The 18,555-nt window shown below is 65.8% G+C and carries 12 protein-coding genes and 1 tRNA gene; 9 read left to right on the forward strand and 4 right to left on the reverse strand.

All coding sequences use genetic code 11. From position 1 onward, the window contains the following. The first annotated feature begins 10 nt into the window (after positions 1-10). Complete coding sequence (locus ACFPME_RS13755) at positions 11-1,054, forward strand: glycosyltransferase family 9 protein (RefSeq protein ID WP_377306786.1); 1,044 nt, start codon at positions 11-13, stop codon at positions 1,052-1,054. Between the two features lie 93 nt (positions 1,055-1,147). On the opposite strand, the gene ACFPME_RS13760 is transcribed toward ACFPME_RS13755, so the two are convergent. The 3 genes from ACFPME_RS13760 to hisS are packed head-to-tail and all read right to left on the reverse strand — an operon-like array spanning position 1,148 to position 4,906. Further along, the gene (locus ACFPME_RS13760; RefSeq protein ID WP_377306223.1) at positions 1,148-1,546 is read right to left on the reverse strand and encodes a DUF6165 family protein; all 399 of its coding nucleotides are present in this window, start codon (positions 1,544-1,546) and stop codon (positions 1,148-1,150) included. Between the two features lie 28 nt (positions 1,547-1,574). After that, positions 1,575-3,470 (reverse strand): HAL/PAL/TAL family ammonia-lyase, encoded by a 1,896-nt coding sequence (locus ACFPME_RS13765; protein WP_377306224.1) that lies wholly within the window; start codon positions 3,468-3,470, stop codon positions 1,575-1,577. Positions 3,471-3,526: 56 nt separating this feature from the next. Continuing rightward, positions 3,527-4,906, reverse strand: a complete 1,380-nt coding sequence (gene hisS / locus ACFPME_RS13770; RefSeq protein ID WP_377306225.1) for a histidine--tRNA ligase — start codon at positions 4,904-4,906, stop codon at positions 3,527-3,529. 165 nt (positions 4,907-5,071) lie between these two features. Here hisS and ACFPME_RS13775 point away from each other — a divergent pair. The 6 genes from ACFPME_RS13775 (at position 5,072) to ftsH (ending at position 14,212) form a co-directional block, all read left to right on the forward strand. Beyond that, a tRNA-Pro gene (locus tag ACFPME_RS13775) sits at positions 5,072-5,148 on the forward strand. 306 nt (positions 5,149-5,454) lie between these two features. Next, positions 5,455-8,031, forward strand: a complete 2,577-nt coding sequence (gene mgtA / locus ACFPME_RS13780) for a magnesium-translocating P-type ATPase (protein ID WP_377306226.1) — start codon at positions 5,455-5,457, stop codon at positions 8,029-8,031. Beyond that, complete coding sequence (locus ACFPME_RS13785) at positions 8,024-8,533, forward strand: CDP-archaeol synthase (RefSeq protein ID WP_377306227.1); 510 nt, start codon at positions 8,024-8,026, stop codon at positions 8,531-8,533. Before mgtA ends, ACFPME_RS13785 begins: the two co-directional genes overlap by 8 nt. Positions 8,534-8,685: 152 nt before the next feature. Continuing rightward, positions 8,686-11,457 (forward strand): AMP-binding protein, encoded by a 2,772-nt coding sequence (locus ACFPME_RS13790; protein WP_377306228.1) that lies wholly within the window; start codon positions 8,686-8,688, stop codon positions 11,455-11,457. Positions 11,458-11,758: 301 nt separating this feature from the next. Further along, a complete protein-coding gene (locus ACFPME_RS13795) occupies positions 11,759-12,208 on the forward strand; it encodes a CBS domain-containing protein (RefSeq protein ID WP_377306229.1) in 450 nt (149 codons plus the stop codon). A gap of 57 nt (positions 12,209-12,265) precedes the next feature. After that, on the forward strand, positions 12,266-14,212 hold the full coding sequence (gene ftsH, locus ACFPME_RS13800) for an ATP-dependent zinc metalloprotease FtsH (protein WP_377306230.1): 1,947 nt from the start codon (positions 12,266-12,268) through the stop codon (positions 14,210-14,212). 239 nt (positions 14,213-14,451) lie between these two features. Here ftsH and ACFPME_RS13805 read toward each other — a convergent pair whose 3' ends face one another. Then, positions 14,452-14,904: a hypothetical protein gene (locus ACFPME_RS13805; RefSeq protein ID WP_377306231.1), complete on the reverse strand. Its 453-nt coding sequence runs from the start codon at positions 14,902-14,904 to the stop codon at positions 14,452-14,454. A gap of 270 nt (positions 14,905-15,174) precedes the next feature. Here ACFPME_RS13805 and ACFPME_RS13810 point away from each other — a divergent pair, with 270 nt between their 5' ends. Both ACFPME_RS13810 and ACFPME_RS13815 read left to right on the forward strand, forming a co-directional pair. Then, the gene (locus ACFPME_RS13810) at positions 15,175-16,437 is read left to right on the forward strand and encodes an efflux RND transporter periplasmic adaptor subunit (protein WP_377306232.1); all 1,263 of its coding nucleotides are present in this window, start codon (positions 15,175-15,177) and stop codon (positions 16,435-16,437) included. Continuing rightward, a complete protein-coding gene (locus tag ACFPME_RS13815) occupies positions 16,437-18,551 on the forward strand; it encodes an ABC transporter permease (protein ID WP_377306233.1) in 2,115 nt (704 codons plus the stop codon). Before ACFPME_RS13810 ends, ACFPME_RS13815 begins: the two co-directional genes overlap by 1 nt. The last annotated feature ends 4 nt before the right edge of the window (positions 18,552-18,555 follow it).

The following is an 18,555-nucleotide window of genomic DNA, read 5'->3' on the forward strand; positions in this document are numbered from 1 at the left end:
CCCGAACCCGATGACCGCTGCTGCCTCGATCTGCCTGCTGCGCACTTCCGCCATTGGCGACGTCACTCATGTGGTACCGCTCGTGCGCACGTTGCAGCGGGCATGGCCGCATGCGTCGCTGACCTGGATCATTGGAAAGCTCGAACGCCGGCTGGTCGACGACCTGCCTGGGGTCGAGTTCGTCACGTTCGACAAGACCGCAGGTTGGGCCGGCATGCGCGCGGTGCACGCGGCGCTGCGCGGCCGGCGTTTCGATGCGCTGCTGCAGATGCAGGTCGCGATGCGTTCCAATCTCCTGAGCCTGGGCATCAAGGCCGATCGACGTGTCGGCTACGACCATGCACGCTCGAAAGACCTGCATGGCCTGGTCATCAACGAGCGCATTCCCGCGCGCAGCGGCGAGCATGTGCTGGATGCGATAGGCAGCTTCAGCGAACCGCTGGGGACAAGGCAGACGCAGGTGCGCTGGGACATACCGATCCCCGAAGAAGCCTGCGCCTGGGCAGCGGAACAACTGCCAGGCGATGTGCCCACCCTGCTGGTCAGCCCCACCTCCAGCCACGCGTTGCGCAACTGGCGGCCGGAGCGCTACGCCGCGGTGATGAATCACGCCGCGGCCCGCGGCTGGCGGGTGGCATTGGTCGGCGGCCCATCGTCGGGCGAACGCGCCATGGCCGACGCGGTGCTGGCGCACTGCCAGCGCAAGCCGCTCGACCTCACCGGCAAGGACACCTTGAAGAGGTTGCTGGCTGTGCTCAGCCGCGCGCAGTTGCTGCTGACTCCCGACTCCGGACCGATGCACATGGCCAACGCGGTCGGCACCAAGGTGCTGGGCCTGCACGCGGCAAGCAACCCGGAGCGCTCCGGGCCGTACTCCGACCGTCGCTGGTGCGTGAACAAGTACGACGAGGCGGCGCGCAGGTTTCTCGGCAAGCCGGCCAGCGAGATTCCGTGGGGCAGCAAGATCGAGAAGCCCGGCGTGATGGACCTGATCGGCGTCGACGAAACGATCGAGCGCTACGAAGCGGCCGCGCAAGACATGCGGTTGTTCTAGGAGCCTGCTCCGGCGATGCGTTTTCTCCGGGCACCCGGTCTCCCGGTACCCGGGCAGAAGCACCACCCGCCAGCAAGCTCCCGCGGGCGGGCGTCAGACGACCCGGTAATCCTGGTATGACTTTTCCTCGACCAGCTGCGAGCCGAGCTTGAGATTGATCTCGCGCTTCAACGCGGCGCGCTCGTCGTTGCGGAAGTACACCGCGCGAGCAAGCTCGATGAACTCCTGGTCGAACGCCTGCGCCCGTTCCTTCAGGCGGATGTTGTCCTCGATATCCCACAGCAATTCGTTCACCGCCAGCAGGCGCGCGCGCTCGTCGGCGATGTCTGTCTGCGAGGCGGTGCTGTTGCCCCAGGTGGCGTTGAGCAGGTCCAGCTCGTTGCGCACGTTGGCCAGTTTGGCGGCATCGGCAATGCGCCGGGACTTGATCTCCAGGATGGTGATCTTGTCGATCAGCTCACCGCAGGAAACGGGGGTCTGGATCAGGCTCATGAACTTGTTCCGTCAGGGTGGATGGTGATCACGCGGCGGAGCGGAACGCGTCCCGCTGCACCAGGGCGCAGACCGCGCGTACGTCCGCGTCCATCGCGCGGTCGCGATGCATGAAATCAATGTGCTGGCGCAGGACCGCGTGGGCTTCGCGGACGCTGTCGCCGGCATGGAAGCTGCCGGCATTGACCAGCGCGGCGGCCAGCTGCTGCACCTCCGCCACGAACTGCCCGTAGTGGGGCTGATCCTCGCGCGGCGCGTTGCCGATCTTCGCCGCCAGCGCCCGCCAGCCGCCGCGGCGGGCCAGCCGGCTCGCCGCGTTCAGCATCGCCTGACGATAGTCCAGCGCCTGCGCCGCGGTGTACAACTCCAGCGCCAGCACATGCGAAAGATCCTCGGTCATCTCCAGCACGTGGCGCGCCTCGTTGGCCCCCATCGACACATGGTCCTCGGCGTTCGCGCTGGTCGGCACCGAATACACGCTGGCCGGATGCGCGCGCGTGACGAGGTCGTTGACCAGCGCGGCGGCGGTGTACTGCACGATCATGAAGCCCGAATCGGTGCCGTCCTCGTTGCCTGTGAGAAAGGCGGGCAGCCCGTCATTGGTGGCCGAGTCGACCAGCTTGTTGAGGCGGCGCTCGGAGATCGACGCCAGCACCGGGATCGCCGCCTTCACGTAACTCATCGCCAGCGCCAGCGGCATGCCGTGGAAATGGCCGGCGGAGATCACCTGCTCCTCGATGAACTGCGCGTCGTCGTTGTCCGGGAAGATCAGCGGATTGTCGGTGACCGAGTTCAGCTCGATGTCGAACACCCGGCACGCCTGCGCCCACGCATCGCGCACGGCGCCATGTACCTGCGGCATGCAGCGCAGGCTGTAGGCATCCTGCGGCTGGTGCTTCTTGCCGCCCTTGAACGGCAGGAAGCGGCGGTAGAACGCCTCGCGGCCGTGGCGCTGGTTCGCCGGCACCCAGTCCCAGCCGATGTCGAAACTGAGTGCCTGGTCGTCCGGTTCGCTCCACGCCTCGGCGTTCCACGACTTGAATCGCGGCACGAGGTGATACGGAATGTCGACCAGGGTGGAACCCGCCAACAGCTCGCGCACGCGCGCCGCGGTTTCGACCTGGCCGGGATGCGGACGCAGCGCATGCACCTCCGGCCGCAGCGCGCCGCTGCGGCCCGCGAATGCGTCCAGCGTCATCGCCGCAGCCAGGTCGGCGGTATCCAGCAACCGCTCCAGCATGTCCAGCGCCAGTACACCGGTCGCCAGCATCTGCGCAGTGCCGTTGTTGAGCGCCAGCCCTTCCTTGAACGACAGCCGGATCGGCGCGAGGCCGGCATGCTGCAGCGCTTCCGCACCTGACATCCGCTCGCCCCGATAGAACGCTTCGCCACCGCCGAGCAGCACGATCGCCAGGTGCGACAACGGTGCGAGATCGCCGCTGGCGCCGACCGAACCCTTCTCCGGCACCACCGGCACCACACCGGCGTTGAGCATGGCGGTCAGCGCTTCGAGCGTGCTCACGCGAATACCGGAGTGACCGCGCATCAACGTGTTGATGCGGATCAGCAGCATCGCCCGCACCACGTCCTCGCCGAACGGCTTTCCGACACAGACCGCGTGCGTGATGATCAGGTTGTGCTGCAGTTCTTCCAGCAAGGTGCCTTCGGGTGCTTGCGGATGGCCGCCCGGCAATTCGTCGCGCACGCGATGCGCGCCCAGCAGCTTGTCTGCATTGCTGCCGAAACCGGTGGTGACGCCATAGGTCGGTTCGCCGCAACTCACCTTGTCGGCAAGAAAATCGGCGGCGCGCTGCACCCGCTTCAGCTGCGTCTGGTCCAGCGCTACCGAGGCGCCCCGGCGCGCCACCGCGACCAGCTGCGCACGCGTCAGGCTGCTGCCGTCGAGAAGAATCGTTTCACTCACAAAATTGCTCCAGACCTGTTTGCACACCGGAAGAACAACCCACCTGCCAGCCGCCCTCACCCCATTGCGGCAGCCTGCTCCAGCTCCACCCGCAGCGTCTTGGTCAGCTCGCTGCGCGCCACCTCGAACTGATCCTCGCGGCGCAGGTCCTTCACCGTGACCACGCCCCTGGCGATCTCGTCCTCGCCAAGCACGATCACGAAACGGATGCCGGCGCGGTCGGCGTATCTGAACTGCTTGCCGAGCTTGCCGCCTTCCAGCACCACCTCGGTGGCGATGCCGGCGCCGCGCAGTTCGCTGGCCAGTGCCAGGTAGACCGGCAACTGCGCCGCATCCATCTGGGTCACCAGTACGTCGACCGTGCTGGTCGCGGTGCTGATCAGGCCGGCATCGCGCAGTTGCCAATACAGCCGGGTCAGTCCGATGGAAATGCCGACACCCGGCAAGTGCGACCTGGTGTACTGCCCGGCCAGGTTTTCATAACGGCCGCCGGAGCAGATCGAGCCGATCTGCGGGTGGTCGTTCAGCGTGGTCTCGTAGACCGTGCCGGTGTAGTAGTCGAGGCCGCGGGCAATCGACAGGTTCAGTGCGTAGTGCGTCTGCGGCACGCCGAACGCGTGGATCAGGCCCAGCACTTCCTTCAGCTCGCTGCGCCCCTGCTCCATCGCTTCCGGGCCGGTGCCGAGCGCGTCGAGTTTGTCGAACGCGTCCTGCAGCGAGGTCGAGCGTACCTGCACGAAGGCGAGGATCTTCTGCACCGCCTCGCCAGCGAGCCCGAACGGCTCGCCGGTCAGAGTGGCACGCACCGCATCGGCTCCGCGCTTGTCCAGCTTGTCCACTTCGCGCAACACCAGCATCTGCTGTTCGGCATCGACGATGCCCAGGCTCTCGAAGTAACCGCGCATCAGCTTGCGGTTGTTGAGCTGGATGGTGAACGGCCCGATCGCCAGCTCGCGGAACACGCTGTAGATCACCGCCGGAATCTCGGCGTCGTAGCGCACCGACAGCGCGTCCTTGCCGATCACGTCGATGTCGCACTGGTAGAACTCGCGGAAACGTCCGCGCTGGGCGCGCTCGCCGCGATACACCTTCTGCATCTGGTAACGACGGAACGGGAAGCTCAGGTCGCGTTCGTGCTCGGCCACGTAGCGCGCCAGCGGCACCGTGAGGTCGAAGCGCAGCGCCAGCTCGGGCGTGCCTTCGTCGCTCTTGCCCAGTGCGCCGGTCGACTGCACGAAATACACCTGCCGCTCGGTCTCGCCGCCGGTCTTGGTCAGCAGCACGTCGGAGTACTCGATCACCGGCGTCTCGACCGGAAGGAAGCCGAAACGCTCGTAGTTGCGGCGGATCACGTCGAGCATGCGCTGGAATGCGATCTGGTCGAGCGGCAACAGCTCGAGCACGCCGGGCATGGTGCGGGCCGGGGTAAGCGCCATGGAATCCTCTACTGACGGTGGGAATATTCCGTCGCGCGGCAGCGCGCACGACGGCAGCCCCCAAGATTAACAGAACGCCATCGGCCTTCCGCCGTCCTTTCCCCATCGCGCGCATCGAACCTGTTGCCAAGCCCTCACGCGGCGATTAAGATACGCGGCTTCCCACGGGGTGTAGCTCAGCCTGGTAGAGCGCTACGTTCGGGACGTAGAAGTCGCAGGTTCGAATCCTGTCTCCCCGACCAAGAAAAGCAACGACTTGGGCCACCTTCGCAGGGTGGCCCTTTTCGTTTGTCCTGCACCGTCCTGCAAGAAGCATTCGCGCATCTTCGGACGCAGGCGAGCAGGAATGGAAGCCCCACTCCACCAAGCAGTCGCCACGCTCGACGACGCTTCCACAATCCCCCGATGCAACGAAGTTCGAGGTTCGGGATCAGGCCTTGACGGCCTTGACTCATCTGTCCGCGAAAACGGGGCAGAGCCTGTATTGACGAGTATCAATATGCTGGCTCAGCGCCTTCCTTAGCGTTGTCACCATGCATGATGACAATTTGCCCACCCCTTCCGTGCGGCATTCGCCCGGCCAGCCGGCAGACGCGCAATCCGGCGTGCCCGCAGGTGGTTTGTCGGAACGTGAAGCCCAGGATCGACGGGCTCGTTATGGGCCGAACGAAGCACGCGCCGTCGGCCATGGCGGTCCCATTGCGGCGCTGCTCTTGCTGTTCACCAATCCCCTGGTGGTCATCCTGCTGCTGGCCGCCGGCGTCTCCGGATTCGTCGGGGATATCGTCGGCGCCGCGATCATCGCGGCCATGGTGATCCTCAGCGTCACCCTCAATTTCGCGTTGAGCTATCGCTCCCAGCGTGCGGCCAATCGTCTGCGCGACGAGATTGCGCCGATGGCCACGGTCTGCCGCGATGGACGCTGGCAGGAACGGCCCCGCAAGGAACTGGTGCCAGGCGACCTGATCCGGCTCGCCGCGGGGGACCGGGTACCCGCGGACGCTCGCCTGATGACCGCGCGCGACCTGCATGTACTGCAAGCTGCGCTGACGGGCGAGTCGATGCCTGTGGAAAAGGCGGTGGCCGATGGGCAAGAGGGCCTGGATCGAAGCGCCGATGCGCGACACCTGGTATTTCTCGGCACGTCGGTCGTCGCCGGCACGGCAACCGCGGTCGTCTTTGCCACCGGCCGCCAGACGGCATTTGGCGATGTTGCCGAGGCGTTGGCCGAGCGTCCGCCGCCCACGGAGTTCGAGCGCGGGCTGAGCGGTTTTTCCCGGCTGATCATGTACACGATGGTGTTCCTGCTGCTTGCCGTGCTGCTCATCGGCATCGCCATGCATCGCCCGCCGCTGGAGACCATGTTGTTCGCGCTGGCCCTGGCCGTCGGCCTCACGCCCGAGTTCATGCCGATGATCACCACGGTCACCCTGGCACGCGGGGCCGTGCGCATGGCGCGCCAGCGGGTCATCGTCAAGCATCTTGCCGCCATCGAGGACTTCGGCAGCATGACGGTGCTCCTGAGCGACAAGACCGGCACGCTGACCAGCAACGAGACATCGCTGGCGTCGTCGGTCGATCCGTTCGGCGGCGCGTCCGAACGATCGCACGTGCTGGCTTATCTGAATGCCTCGTTCGAGACCGGCATCCGCAGCCCGCTCGACGCAGCGATACTGAGCTGCCAGACGCTTGCGGTGAGCGGCTACCGCAAGCTGGACGAGATTCCGTTCGATTTCGAGCGGCGCCGGCTATCCGTGGTCGTCGAGCACAACGACGAGCGGCTGCTGATCGTCAAGGGCGCGCCGGAGTCGGTGATCGCCCAATGCACGCGGTATGAGGCGGATGGCCTCGTACAGAAGATCGATGCCACCTCCATGGAACGCTGCATGCGCACCCAGGAAGGGTTTGGCGAACAGGGTTTGCGCGTGCTGGCCGTGGCCTATCGCAATGTTCCATCGCAGGAGCGCTATGCCACCAGCGACGAGGCCGACCTGACGCTTGCCGGGTTCGTGCTGTTTGCCGATCCCATCATCCCCGGTGTAGCGGAATGTCTGCGCACGTTGGCCGAGGACGGCATCACGGTGAAGATCCTGACCGGAGACAACGAGCGCGTGGCGCGTCATGTCTGCGCGCAGGTCGGCATCGACGTCAGCCGGTTGGTCACCGGCGCGGAGATCGAAGGCCTTGGGGAAACCGCACTCGGCATCCTGGCCGAGCGGACCAGCATCTTCGCGAGAGTCAATCCGGCACAGAAGCACCGTATCGTGCTGGCGCTCAAGGCGCGCAATTGCGTGGTCGGTTTCCTTGGGGACGGCATCAACGACGCGCCATCGCTGCATGCCGCCGATGTCGGCATTTCAGTCGCCAGCGCCGTGGACGTCGCCAGGGAGGCGGCGGATATCGTGCTGCGCGAGCGCGACCTGAAGGCACTGCATGCCGGCGTCATCGAAGGGCGAAGAGCGTTCACGAATGTCATGAAATACCTGCTCATGGGCACGAGTTCGAACTTCGGCAACATGTTCAGCATGGCGGCGGGCGCCCTGTTCCTGCCATTCCTGCCGATGCTGCCGACCCAGATCCTTCTGAACAATTTCCTGTACGACATGGCGCAGACCACCATCCCCACGGACAATGTGGACAGCGCACAACTGCGCCGGCCGCGCCGCTGGAGTGTCGCGCTCATCCGGCGCTTCATGCTCGGCATCGGGCCGATCAGTTCCATCTACGACTTCCTGACCTTTTACGTCCTGCTCCGCTGGCTGCATGCGTCCGAAGCGGCGTTTCACACCGGCTGGTTCATCGAGTCGCTCGCCACCCAGACGCTCGTGCTGTTCGTCATCCGCACCGCGGGCAATCCGTTGCGAAGCCGCCCAAGCAAGGCATTGATCGTCAGCGTGCTGCTGGCCATCGCCATCGGCGTGATTCTTCCCGCGACGCCGCTGGCGACCGATCTGGGCTTCGTGCTGCTGCCGCCTGCCTTCTTCATGTTCCTGATCGCGGCGACGGTGACTTACCTGCTGCTGGTCGAAATGGCCAAGCGGCGGTTCATGCGTTCCGCCGACGATGCCTCGCCGGCGGAGCGGAACAACACGGTGAACAGGTCAGGAGCACGGCTTCATGAGTGACCCATGGGTCCGCCTGCTGCAACTCGCCTACTTCATGCTCCCCGCCTACTGCGCCAACATGGCGCCGCCCTTCACCCGCTACTGGCGCGGCTGGAATCGACCTGTCCACGAGCGCCTTCTCGGCAGCCACAAGACCGTGCTCGGCGTTCTGGCCGGAGTTGCCACGGGAGTGCTGGTGACCGGAATGCAATCCCGGATCCACGCGCCGTGGTCGCTGGTCGACTATCGGCATTGGCTGCTGCTTGGCCTCGGCCTGGGCGGCGGCGCGATGCTGGGCGACATGCTGAAGAGCCTTATCAAGCGCATGTTGCACATCCGTCCGGGTACACGCTGGATTCCCTTCGATCAACTCGACTTCGTGGCTGGCGCACTGGCCCTGACCGGGACCTGTGCCGGCCTTGGCGCAACGGACGTGGCAGCCATCGCCGCCGTGACCTTCGTGGGGGATCTAGCCCTGAACCAGCTCTCGTATCGCCTGGGCATCAAGGACAGCCCCTGGTAGCGCCCTGGGTTGAGTCGGGCAGTTGAGCCAAGTCAATACGAAGATCGGCCCGGCGCCCTATTCATGGGCCGTGGCCTGCGAGCGCTCCTGCGACGCTCGACCCCCTCATCGAGGTCGCGATGATTGATGCGCCGCTTTCACCAAGCCATATCGTGTCCGAAGAGATCGCCGGACTGCTGCATGAATTGCGCCCGCAGGAAACGCACCCGCCTGTCGTGAGGATCGACGCGCGGCTGGACCGCGACCTGGGCCTGGACAGCCTCTCGCGCATGGAATTGCTCGCGCGCCTGGAGAAGCGTCTGCACGTCACGATCCCCGAACGGCTTGCCATGGAGGCGCAGACACCCGCCGATCTGTTGCGTGCTCTTGCCGCCTCTTCCGCCCAGCCGGCTTCCATCGACGTGGACACCGCGCTTGCATCGGCGCGGCAGGAACCTCTTGCAACGCCCGACGGCGCCAACACGCTGCCGGAGGTACTGGCATGGCATGCCCGGCGACACCCGGACCGGATGCATGTGCATTTTGCCGGCGGCGACGGCGACGGCGACGGTGTCGAGCTGAGCTACGCCGAGCTATACGCGGCAGCGAACGAAACGGCCTGCGGGTTGCAGCAAGCCGGCTTGCGCGCCGGCGACCCGGTGGCCTTGATGTTTCCGACCCATCCCGACCTGCTGATCGCCTTCTTCGGGGTCATGCTGGCCGGTGGCGTGCCGGTGCCGTTGTATCCGCCACTGCGACCCAGCGAACTGGGCGAATACTGGCGGCGCCAGACCGGCATCCTGCGCAACTGCGGTGCGCGCCTGATGCTGGTCGCGCCCGTCCTTTTCGAGCATCGCCATGCGATCGGCGCACTCGCCGGCAGCGTGGGACGTCTGCTGACGGTCGCCTCGTTGCGGGAGGCGCACGGGCAACCCGAACCGGTACCGCACCGTGGCGACGACCTGGCCCTGTTGCAGTACACCTCAGGCAGCACCGCCGACCCGAAAGGCGTGATGCTCACCCATGACAACCTGCTCGCCAATATCCGCATCATGGGCCGTCTGGTCGGCGCATCGGCAACGGACACCTTCGTCAGCTGGCTGCCGCTTTACCACGACATGGGCCTGATCGGCGCATGGCTGGGCAGCCTGTATTTCGGCATCCCGCTGATCCTGATGCCGCCGCAGGCGTTCCTGCTGCACCCCGAGCAATGGCTGCGCGCCATCCACCGCTTCCGGGCCACCTTGTCGGCGGCACCGAACTTCGCCTGCGAACTGTGCCTGCACCGGGTCGAGGAAGACACGCTAGGGGAGCTGGACCTCCGCTGCCTGCGCATCTGCTTCTGCGGCGCGGAGCCGGTGTTTCCGGAAACCATGGAGCGCTTCATCGCCCGCTTCGCCCGCTTCGGCCTGTCGCCGGGCGCGCTGCTTCCGGTGTACGGCCTGGCCGAGAACAGCCTGGGCCTCACCTTTCCGCCGCCCGGGCGCGGCGTCCGCGTATTGCGCATTCGCCAAGATCGTTTCCTTCGCAGTGGCGATGCCGTCGCCACCGACGACCCCGGCGAGCCATCGCTGCGATTCGTGTCCTGCGGAGCGCCCTTGCCCGAGCACGAGCTGCGCATCGTCGACGAATACGACCACGCCTTGCCCGATGGCCGGCAAGGGCGCATCCAGTTTCAAGGCCCTTCGGCCACCGCCGGCTATTTCCGCAACCCATCGCTTACCCGACAGCTTCTCCACGACGGCTGGCGGGATACCGGTGACCTGGGTTTCCTTTCGGAAGGCGAGCTGTATCTCACCGGCCGCGTGAAGGACGTGATCATCCGCGCGGGCCAGCACCTGCATCCGCAAGGCATCGAGCAGGCAGTAGGCGACGTACGGGGCGTACGACGCGGCCGCGTGGCGGCGTTCGGCACCCACAGCCAGGGCACCGAACGCCTGGTCGTCGTTGCCGAAACCCGCGCGACGGATCCGGCGCAACGCCAGGCACTGCAGCAGGCCGTCAACGCGGCGGTGCAGGCGTGCGCGGGGGCGCCGGCCGACGATGTCGTACTGGCGGCGCCCGGTACGATATTGAAAACGTCGAGCGGGAAATTGCGCCGTTCGGCATGCCGGTCCGCGTTCGAAACCGGCCGCCTGGATACGCCCGACCGGTGGCGTCTGTTGGCCGTCGCGGCCCGCTCCCAGCGCGATCGGCTGCTGCGCGCGGCCCGCCGTGCCGGCACGCTGGCCTACGCCGCGTACGCATGGCTTGTTCTCGGCATCGCGACCGCCCCGACACTGCTTTGCATGGCGTTGCCCTTGTCTCATGCAAAGCGTTGGAGCGTGTCGCGCCAGCTGCTGCGGATGCTGGCCGCGGCAACCGGCATCCGGATCCGAGTGAACCAGCTCGAAGCGCCGCCCAGCCGCCCTTGCGTCTTCGTCTGCAACCACGCCAGCTATGTCGATGCGCTGGTGTTGATGTGCGCCCTGCCAAGGCCGGTGACGTTCATTGTGAAACAGGAATTGGCCACACAGCCGGTGCTGGGCTGGGCATTGAACCGCCTCGGCGTGATGTTCGTGGCCCGATCCGACCCGTATGCGCAGGCCGTGCAGCAGGTGCGGGCCAGCACCCGCGATGTGCTGTTCTTTCCGGAAGGCACCTTCAGGCACATGCCGGGCCTGGTGCACTTCCGCCTGGGCGCGTTTGTCGCGGCCGTTGAAGCGGACATGCCCGTCGTGCCCGTGGCCCTGAAGGGAACGCGCACGATCCTTCGCGGCGACGAACGGCTGCCGCAGCCGGGCGCTGTCACCGTCACGATCGCCGCGGCGGCATACCCCGACACGGCGACCGACCCTTGGAGCGAAGCGTTGCGGCTGGCGGCAGCAACCCGCACATCCATCCTCGAGCATTGCGGCGAACCCGACGCAGGCGAGGCGCGTCCGGAGATGCCCACCGCCGCATGAGCGATGTTTCGCTCGCCCTTCGCCCAAACCCGAAAGGAAGCCATTGTCGGCAAGCCGATCGAGCCGGACAGCTTGCGCTCCACGGCTCGCTCGACGGCCAGAGACTTTGATCGATTTGATCTCCGTCAACATCCGCACCCGTTGCGAGTCGCCAAATGAAACCCATCGGATCCGCAGGTCCGCAGCCGGCGCCGCCATGGCGGCGGGCGCCTCGGTTGAGCTTGTGGAGCGATCCTGAATACCTACCCCGTGGCACCCTTTCAAACAGGTCGTCGACGGATCAGCAAGGGAGCAGACAGACATGCGCGCATCCGATATCTGCACTCTCGATGTCGCCTGCATCCATGCAAGTGCATCGGTAACGGACGCGGCCAAACTCATGCGCACGCGCCACGCAGGCGCGCTGGTGGTTATCGAGAAACCCGACGGCGAACGCATCCCGGTCGGCATCGTGACCGACCGGGACATTGTGATGAGCGTAGTCGCCGCCGACGTCCCGGCAGCTTCGCTTGTCGTCGGCGACATCATGAGCGCTCCCGCATTGACCTGTGGCAAGGATCACCATCTGCTCGAGATCATCTCCATCATGCGCACGAAGGCGATCCGTCGATTGCCGTTGGTCAACGCATACGGCGTGCTGACAGGCCTGGTGGCGGCGGATGATGTCTACCTGGCCCTGGGCGTGCTCCTGCGCGAAATGAATGCAGCCATCGCGGACGAGCAGACGCAGGAGCACCAACTGCGCATCTAAGGTTGGCTGCCATCGCCATCCATCGCCGCGACCGCCCATGTACCCGGTGCCCTGACCATGGCAACGAAACCTCCATCGCCCTACAGGAAGTGGATCTGGTATGCGCTGCTGATGGTGGCGGCGACCATCGCCGTCGAGAACTATGTCGCCCCCCGCAATCAGGTTCAGAGCATTTCCTACAGCCAGTTCGAAAGTGCGCTGAAGGCGGGCGAGATCGCGGACGTCACCGTGTCGGATACTTCCCTGGAAGGAAGCTACCGCACACCCGACAGGAACGGCCGCACGCGCTACTTCAGCACGGTGCGCGTCGCCCCCGACATCGCCCGGGAGCTGGCCGCCGCCAGGGTGAACTTTCATCAGGAACCGCCGCCGGGCCCGCTCGAAAACATCCTGAGATGGACCTTTCCCTTTGTCGGCCTCGCCATGTTGTGGATGTTCCTGTCGCAACGTGTCCTGGAAGGTCGCGGCGAACACGGCATGCTGGCGATCGGGCGCAACAAGGCCAAGATCTTCGTGGAGCGTTCGATCCATACCAGCTTCGCCGACGTGGCTGGCGTGGACGAGGCGAAGGAGGAGCTCAAGGAAGTCATCCTATTCCTCAAGAATCCGCAGGATTACGGTCGGCTGGGTGCACATATCCCCAAGGGCATCCTGCTGGTCGGACCACCCGGCACCGGCAAGACCTTGCTGGCGCGTGCCGTCGCGGGCGAAGCGGGGGTTCCGTTCTTTTCCATCAGCGGCTCGGAATTCGTGGAGCTGTTCGTCGGCGTCGGCGCCGCGCGCGTGCGCGACCTGTTCGAGCGGGCGCGCGCCCAGGCACCCTGCATCATTTTCATCGACGAGCTGGACGCGCTGGGGCGCGCGCGCGGCGCCGCACCGATCAGCGGCGGCCAGGACGAGAAAGAGCAGACGCTCAACCAACTGCTGACCGAACTCGACGGCTTCGACGTCAGCAGCGGCGTGGTGCTGCTGGCTGCCACCAATCGACCGGAAATCCTCGACCCTGCCCTGCTCAGGGCCGGGCGCTTCGATCGCCAGATCCTGGTCGATCGCCCGGATAAATCCGGCCGCCTGGCGATACTCGCCATCCACACGCGCAAGGTGAAGCTCGATCCGACGGTGGCACTGGCCGATATCGCCGCGATCACCATCGGTTTTACCGGGGCCGACCTGGCCAACCTGGTCAACGAAGCGGCTCTGCTGGCCACGCGGCGTGGCGCGAACACGGTCCAGAGCCGCGACCTGACCGAGGCGATCGAGCGCATCATCGCGGGCCTGGAAAAAAAGAGCCGGGTGTTGAATGCCGCGGAGCGCCGCGCCGTGGCGTACCACGAACTGGGCCACGCGCTGGTCGCACTGGCCCTGCCCGGCGCCAAGGTGCAGAAGGTGTCGATCATCCCGCGCGGCGTCGCCGCACTCGGCTACACCATTCAACGCCCCACCGAAGACCGCTTCCTGATGTCGCGCACCGAACTGGCCGACAAGATGACGGTGCTGCTGGGCGGACGGGCGGCCGAGTCGCTGGCGCTTGGCGAGATCTCCACCGGCGCCGCCGACGACCTTGCCAAGGCGACCGCCATCGCGCGCAGCATGGTGCTTCTGTATGGCATGGTGCCGGAGCTGGGTCAGGTCAGCTATGGCAACAACATGCCGACCCTGCTTGGTACGCCAACCGATGCGTGGACCCCACGCACATATGGCGAGCAGACCGCCGCCGCCATCGACAAGGCCGTGCGCGAACTGATCGACACGGCATTCCTGCAGGCACGTACCATCCTTGCCAGGGAGCGCGCCGCGCTCGAAAGCGCCGCCGACGTGCTGCTGCATGATGAAACCATTTCCGGCGAGCGCCTGGTGAAAATCGTCGAGGATGCGGCAGGGGGAACGGGCACCTCCGACGACAATGCGGCCGGTGTCGCGTCCGCTTCCAAGGGCAACGGCACTCCGCCGGCGGATTTGGCCGGCCTTGCGCCGCCGGCGCCGCTTCGCCAACCCGCGCGCTGACCGTTCCGCGCACACTGAGCTTCATGCGATCGATGAGCAACGCGTCAGGACAGCCCGCAGGAGTCCGGCTCGCGCCTCGCATGCGCTCAAATGGCCGGCACCGGTATGCAAGAGCATGCTCCCTCGCTGCAGCCAAGGAACAGCGGCAAGCCGTCCGCACCGTCCGCGCAACGCGGTGCGTCCCGGAAACGGAGAAAGCCTCATTCAGGAGAACACGACCGAAACGTCCGACGTGATGGCTACTTTGCCGCCTTGATCGTGAATTTGCTCAGATCCACGCCCAGGTTGATGCCTTCGCCGGCACCGGCCAGTGCAAGTGAAACCTTGCCCTTGGTCATCAGCTGGACTGTGCCTGACTTGACGACCCCCATGTGTGCCTGTCCAGCCACATAGCTGCCGAGTACATCATCGAGCGTGTGGACATGCGTGAACTTTCCGGTGCCGTTGTCGATCTTGAATTTGCCGACGGTAGCGCCGGCGCCCACGGCAGAAATTTCCACATTTCTCGAAGCGCCGTTCTCGCAGGTGATCACGCCCTTGCCTTGAGCCCGCTTGAAGATGACGGACCATTCGGTCAACGAGAATTTCATCGTGCATCCGAGATCGGCAGCCTGCGCGTGCACGGGATGCGAAGGCAGCGCAGCGAACCCAAGCGTTGCAAGAGCCAGCAACATGGCGCCTTGACGAATCATCTGCATTCTCCTCAATGGTTGGGTGGCCTCAGCGAAATCATGCGTTACAGGCACGTTGCGCTGTGCCGGAAACTACCCGCGCCAATCCCGGATGAACTTGATCCTGGTCAACTGGTGCGGTGGCCGGCCGCTGCCTGATCGCAACGAGGTCTGGCGGGCGCATTTCCAACCGGTCCGGATACAAGAAAGACGGCCAGCTGACGAAGATCAAGAACGTCAGGCGCATTAGGGGGAATGTTGCGTCCAAGGTCCTGAAGGTCACGCAACACCATGGACAACGATTCCTCCAGCCCGCCGGCGGGTCAGGGCGCGATGACCAAGACGCCATCGGCGAGCGCGCCGCCGTCGAAACATCGACGGCGCTGGCTCGTGGCAGCGGTGTGTGCCTTGCTCGTATTGGCTGCCGGCCTCGCCTACCGGATGCTCTCGCCATCGTCCACCGTGAGTTATGTCACCGCGCCCGTCACGACCGGTTCGGTGACCAGGACCGTCACCGCCACGGGCGGCGTCAATCCGGTCCTGACCATCATCGTCGGCTCGTATGTCTCCGGCGTCATCCGGGAGCTCCATTGCGATTTCAACACCCGGGTGAGGAAAGGCCAGGTCTGCGCGAAGATCGATCCCCGCCCATATCAAGCCGCCGTGGATACGGCCCGTGCCGAGCTGGCCAACGCCAGGGCGCAGCTGATCAAGGACGAGGCCGCGCGGACCTACGCGAACGTCACTTACACGCGCGACACCTCACTGGTGAAGCTCGGTTACATCTCGAAGGACGCCCTTGACGCGGCCCGCAGCGCGCTCGACGGGGCCAGTGCACAGATCACCCTGGATCGGGCGGCGATCGCCGCCCGCGCAGCCTCGCTGCATACCGCCGAAATCAATCTCGGCTATACCGACATCACCTCCCCCGTCGACGGCACGGTGGTTTCCCGCAACGTCACCATCGGCCAGACCGTGGCGGCGAGCTTCCAGACGCCGACCCTGTTCCTGATCGCGACCGACCTGACGCGGATGCAGGTCGATGCCAATGTCAGCGAAAGCGATATCAGCTCGATCAGGGAAGGCAACAAGGCCAGCTTCAGCGTGGAAAGTTTTCCGGACCGGACGTTCGCGGCCACGGTGGTGCAGGTGCGGCAGGCGCCGCAAACGGTGCAGAACATCGTCACCTACGATGTGGTGCTCGGCATCGACAACTCCGCGCTGCTGCTCAAGCCCGGCATGACGGCGACGGTGCGCATCATCACCGATGCGCGAACGCATGTGCTGCGCGTCCCCGACCAGGCGCTGCGCTTCGTACCCGGCAACCTGGCGCCGCCCGCTCCTGCCGAAGAAGGCGGCGCCGGCAAGCCCCAGCGCGTGTGGAAGCTGGTCAATGGGCATCCCGTGTCGACCCAGGTCATGCTCGGTCTCGACGACGACAGCTTCACCGAGGTGCTGGGCGGCGACCTGAAGCCGGGCGACGCGGTCATTGTCGGCGAGCAGCGCAGCCCACCCCGTGCGGCTGCCGGCTCGCCGCCGCGTTTCAGCCCCTGATGAACGCCACCACGACCATGGCCGAGTCCGTCATCGCCGTGCAGCATGTCAGCCGCATCTATCGCACAGGCGATACCGAGGTGCGCGCGCTGGACGATATCTCCCTGAACATCAACCGGGGCGAGTTCATCGCCATCGTGGGCGCTTCCGGCTCGGGCAAGTCGACGTTGATGAACCTGCTTGGCTGCCTGGACCAGCCGACTGGCGGGCGCTATCTCTTCGAAGGCGTCGATGTCGCCGGTCTCGCCGAACCCGCGCTCGCGCAGATCCGCGGCGATCGCATCGGCTTCGTCTTTCAGAGTTTCAACCTGCTGCCACGCACCAGCGCGGTCGAAAACGTCGCCCTGCCGTTGTTCTATGCCGGTGCGGGAGCGGCCAGGCACGCCGAGCGCATGGCCCGCGCGCGGCAGATGCTGCATGACCTCGGACTGGGCGAACGGGAACGCAACAGCCCCGGCCAATTGTCGGGTGGCCAGCAGCAACGGGTGGCGATCGCACGGGCGTTGATCAATGAGCCGGGCCTGCTGCTGGCCGACGAGCCGACCGGCAACCTCGACACGCGCACCTCGCACGAGATCATGCAGACGCTGCGGACGCTCAACCGCGAGCATGGCGTCACCGTCGTGGTGGTGACGCACGAAGCGGACATCGCCGGCTTCACCGATCGGGTCATCACGATGCGCGACGGTCGGATCGTCTCCGACCGGCCCACCGGGCGTGTGGCGGGAGCGGACGAACCCGCCGGCCTGCTACCCGCCCGCAATGTCGTCGCCCGGAGCAGCGCGGCCAGTGGCACGTTATGGAGCACCGGCTTTGCCCGGATGATCGTCGCTGCAGCGGCGCAGGCGATCTGGCGCAACCGGCTGCGCTCGGCACTGACCATGCTTGGCGTCTTCATCGGCGTGGCCGCTCTGATCGCGATGGTGGCGGTGGGCCAGGGCGCCAACGAGGCGGTGAGGAAACAGATCGCGAACCTGGGCACGAACATGCTGGTGGTCGTGCCAGGCGCGGTCACGGCCAATGGCGTACGCGCCGGCTTTGGCAGCGCATCGACGCTCACCGTGTCCGATGCCATGGCGATCCGGCGCGAAGATGGCGCCGTCGGCGCGGTGGCTTATCTGATCCGCCAGGTTGGCCAGGTCCAATACGGCGACAGGAACTGGAACACCAGCCTCCAGGGCGTTTCCGCCGATTACCCCTCGGTGGCGAATTGGAAAATCGCCGCGGGGCACGCATTCACCCAGGGCGAACAGGATGGTGCGGCCATGGTGGCGCTGCTCGGTGCGACCGTCCGCCACCAGTTGTTCGACGACGTCGAGAACCCCGTGGGCGCCATGATCCTGGTCAAGGGCGTACCGGTGCGCGTGGTCGGCCTTCTCGCCGCCAAGGGGCAGAGTTCCTTCGGCCAGGATCAGGACGATGTACTGATGATTCCGTTCATCACGGCGGAACGCAAAGTCCTGGGCGTGGCAGCGCCGAATTCGACAGCCGGCTCGGGGGATCCCTATTTCCCGCCGCCGACGAATCCCTATGCAATCACGCCGCGTCTCACCGGCTACGTCAACCAGATCTACGTCCAGGCGGCCAACCAGGCGCTGGTACAGAACGCGCTTGGCCAGGTCACCGCGACACTCGTTCGCCGGCATCGCATCCATCCGGGCGACGTCAACGATTTCGCCGTGCGCAATCTGAGCCAGATCCAGCAGACCGCGGAGAGCAGCAGCCACGTCATGGCCCTGCTGCTGGCGACGGTGGCCTCCATCTCGCTGGTGGTCGGAGGCATCGGCATCATGAACATCCTGCTGGTGTCGGTCACCGAGCGGACACGGGAGATCGGCCTGCGCATGGCGGTGGGTGCCCGGCGCCTGCACGTGCTGTTGCAGTTTCTGGTCGAAGCCGTGTTTCTCAGCGTCACCGGAGGCTGCGCCGGCATCGTCGCGGGCATCACGATTTCGGAACTGATCTCGGTCGTGGCCCACTGGCCGACGCTGTTGTCTCCCGCCGCGGTACTCGGCGGCTTCGTGTTCTCGGCGGCGGTCGGCATCTTCTTCGGTTACTACCCGGCGCGAAAAGCCGCCCGCCTCAATCCGATCGAAGCCTTGCGTTACGAGTAGGCAA

Origin of the sequence: Rhodanobacter umsongensis, from assembly GCF_042654965.1 — a bacterium.
Lineage (GTDB): Bacteria > Pseudomonadota > Gammaproteobacteria > Xanthomonadales > Rhodanobacteraceae > Rhodanobacter > Rhodanobacter umsongensis.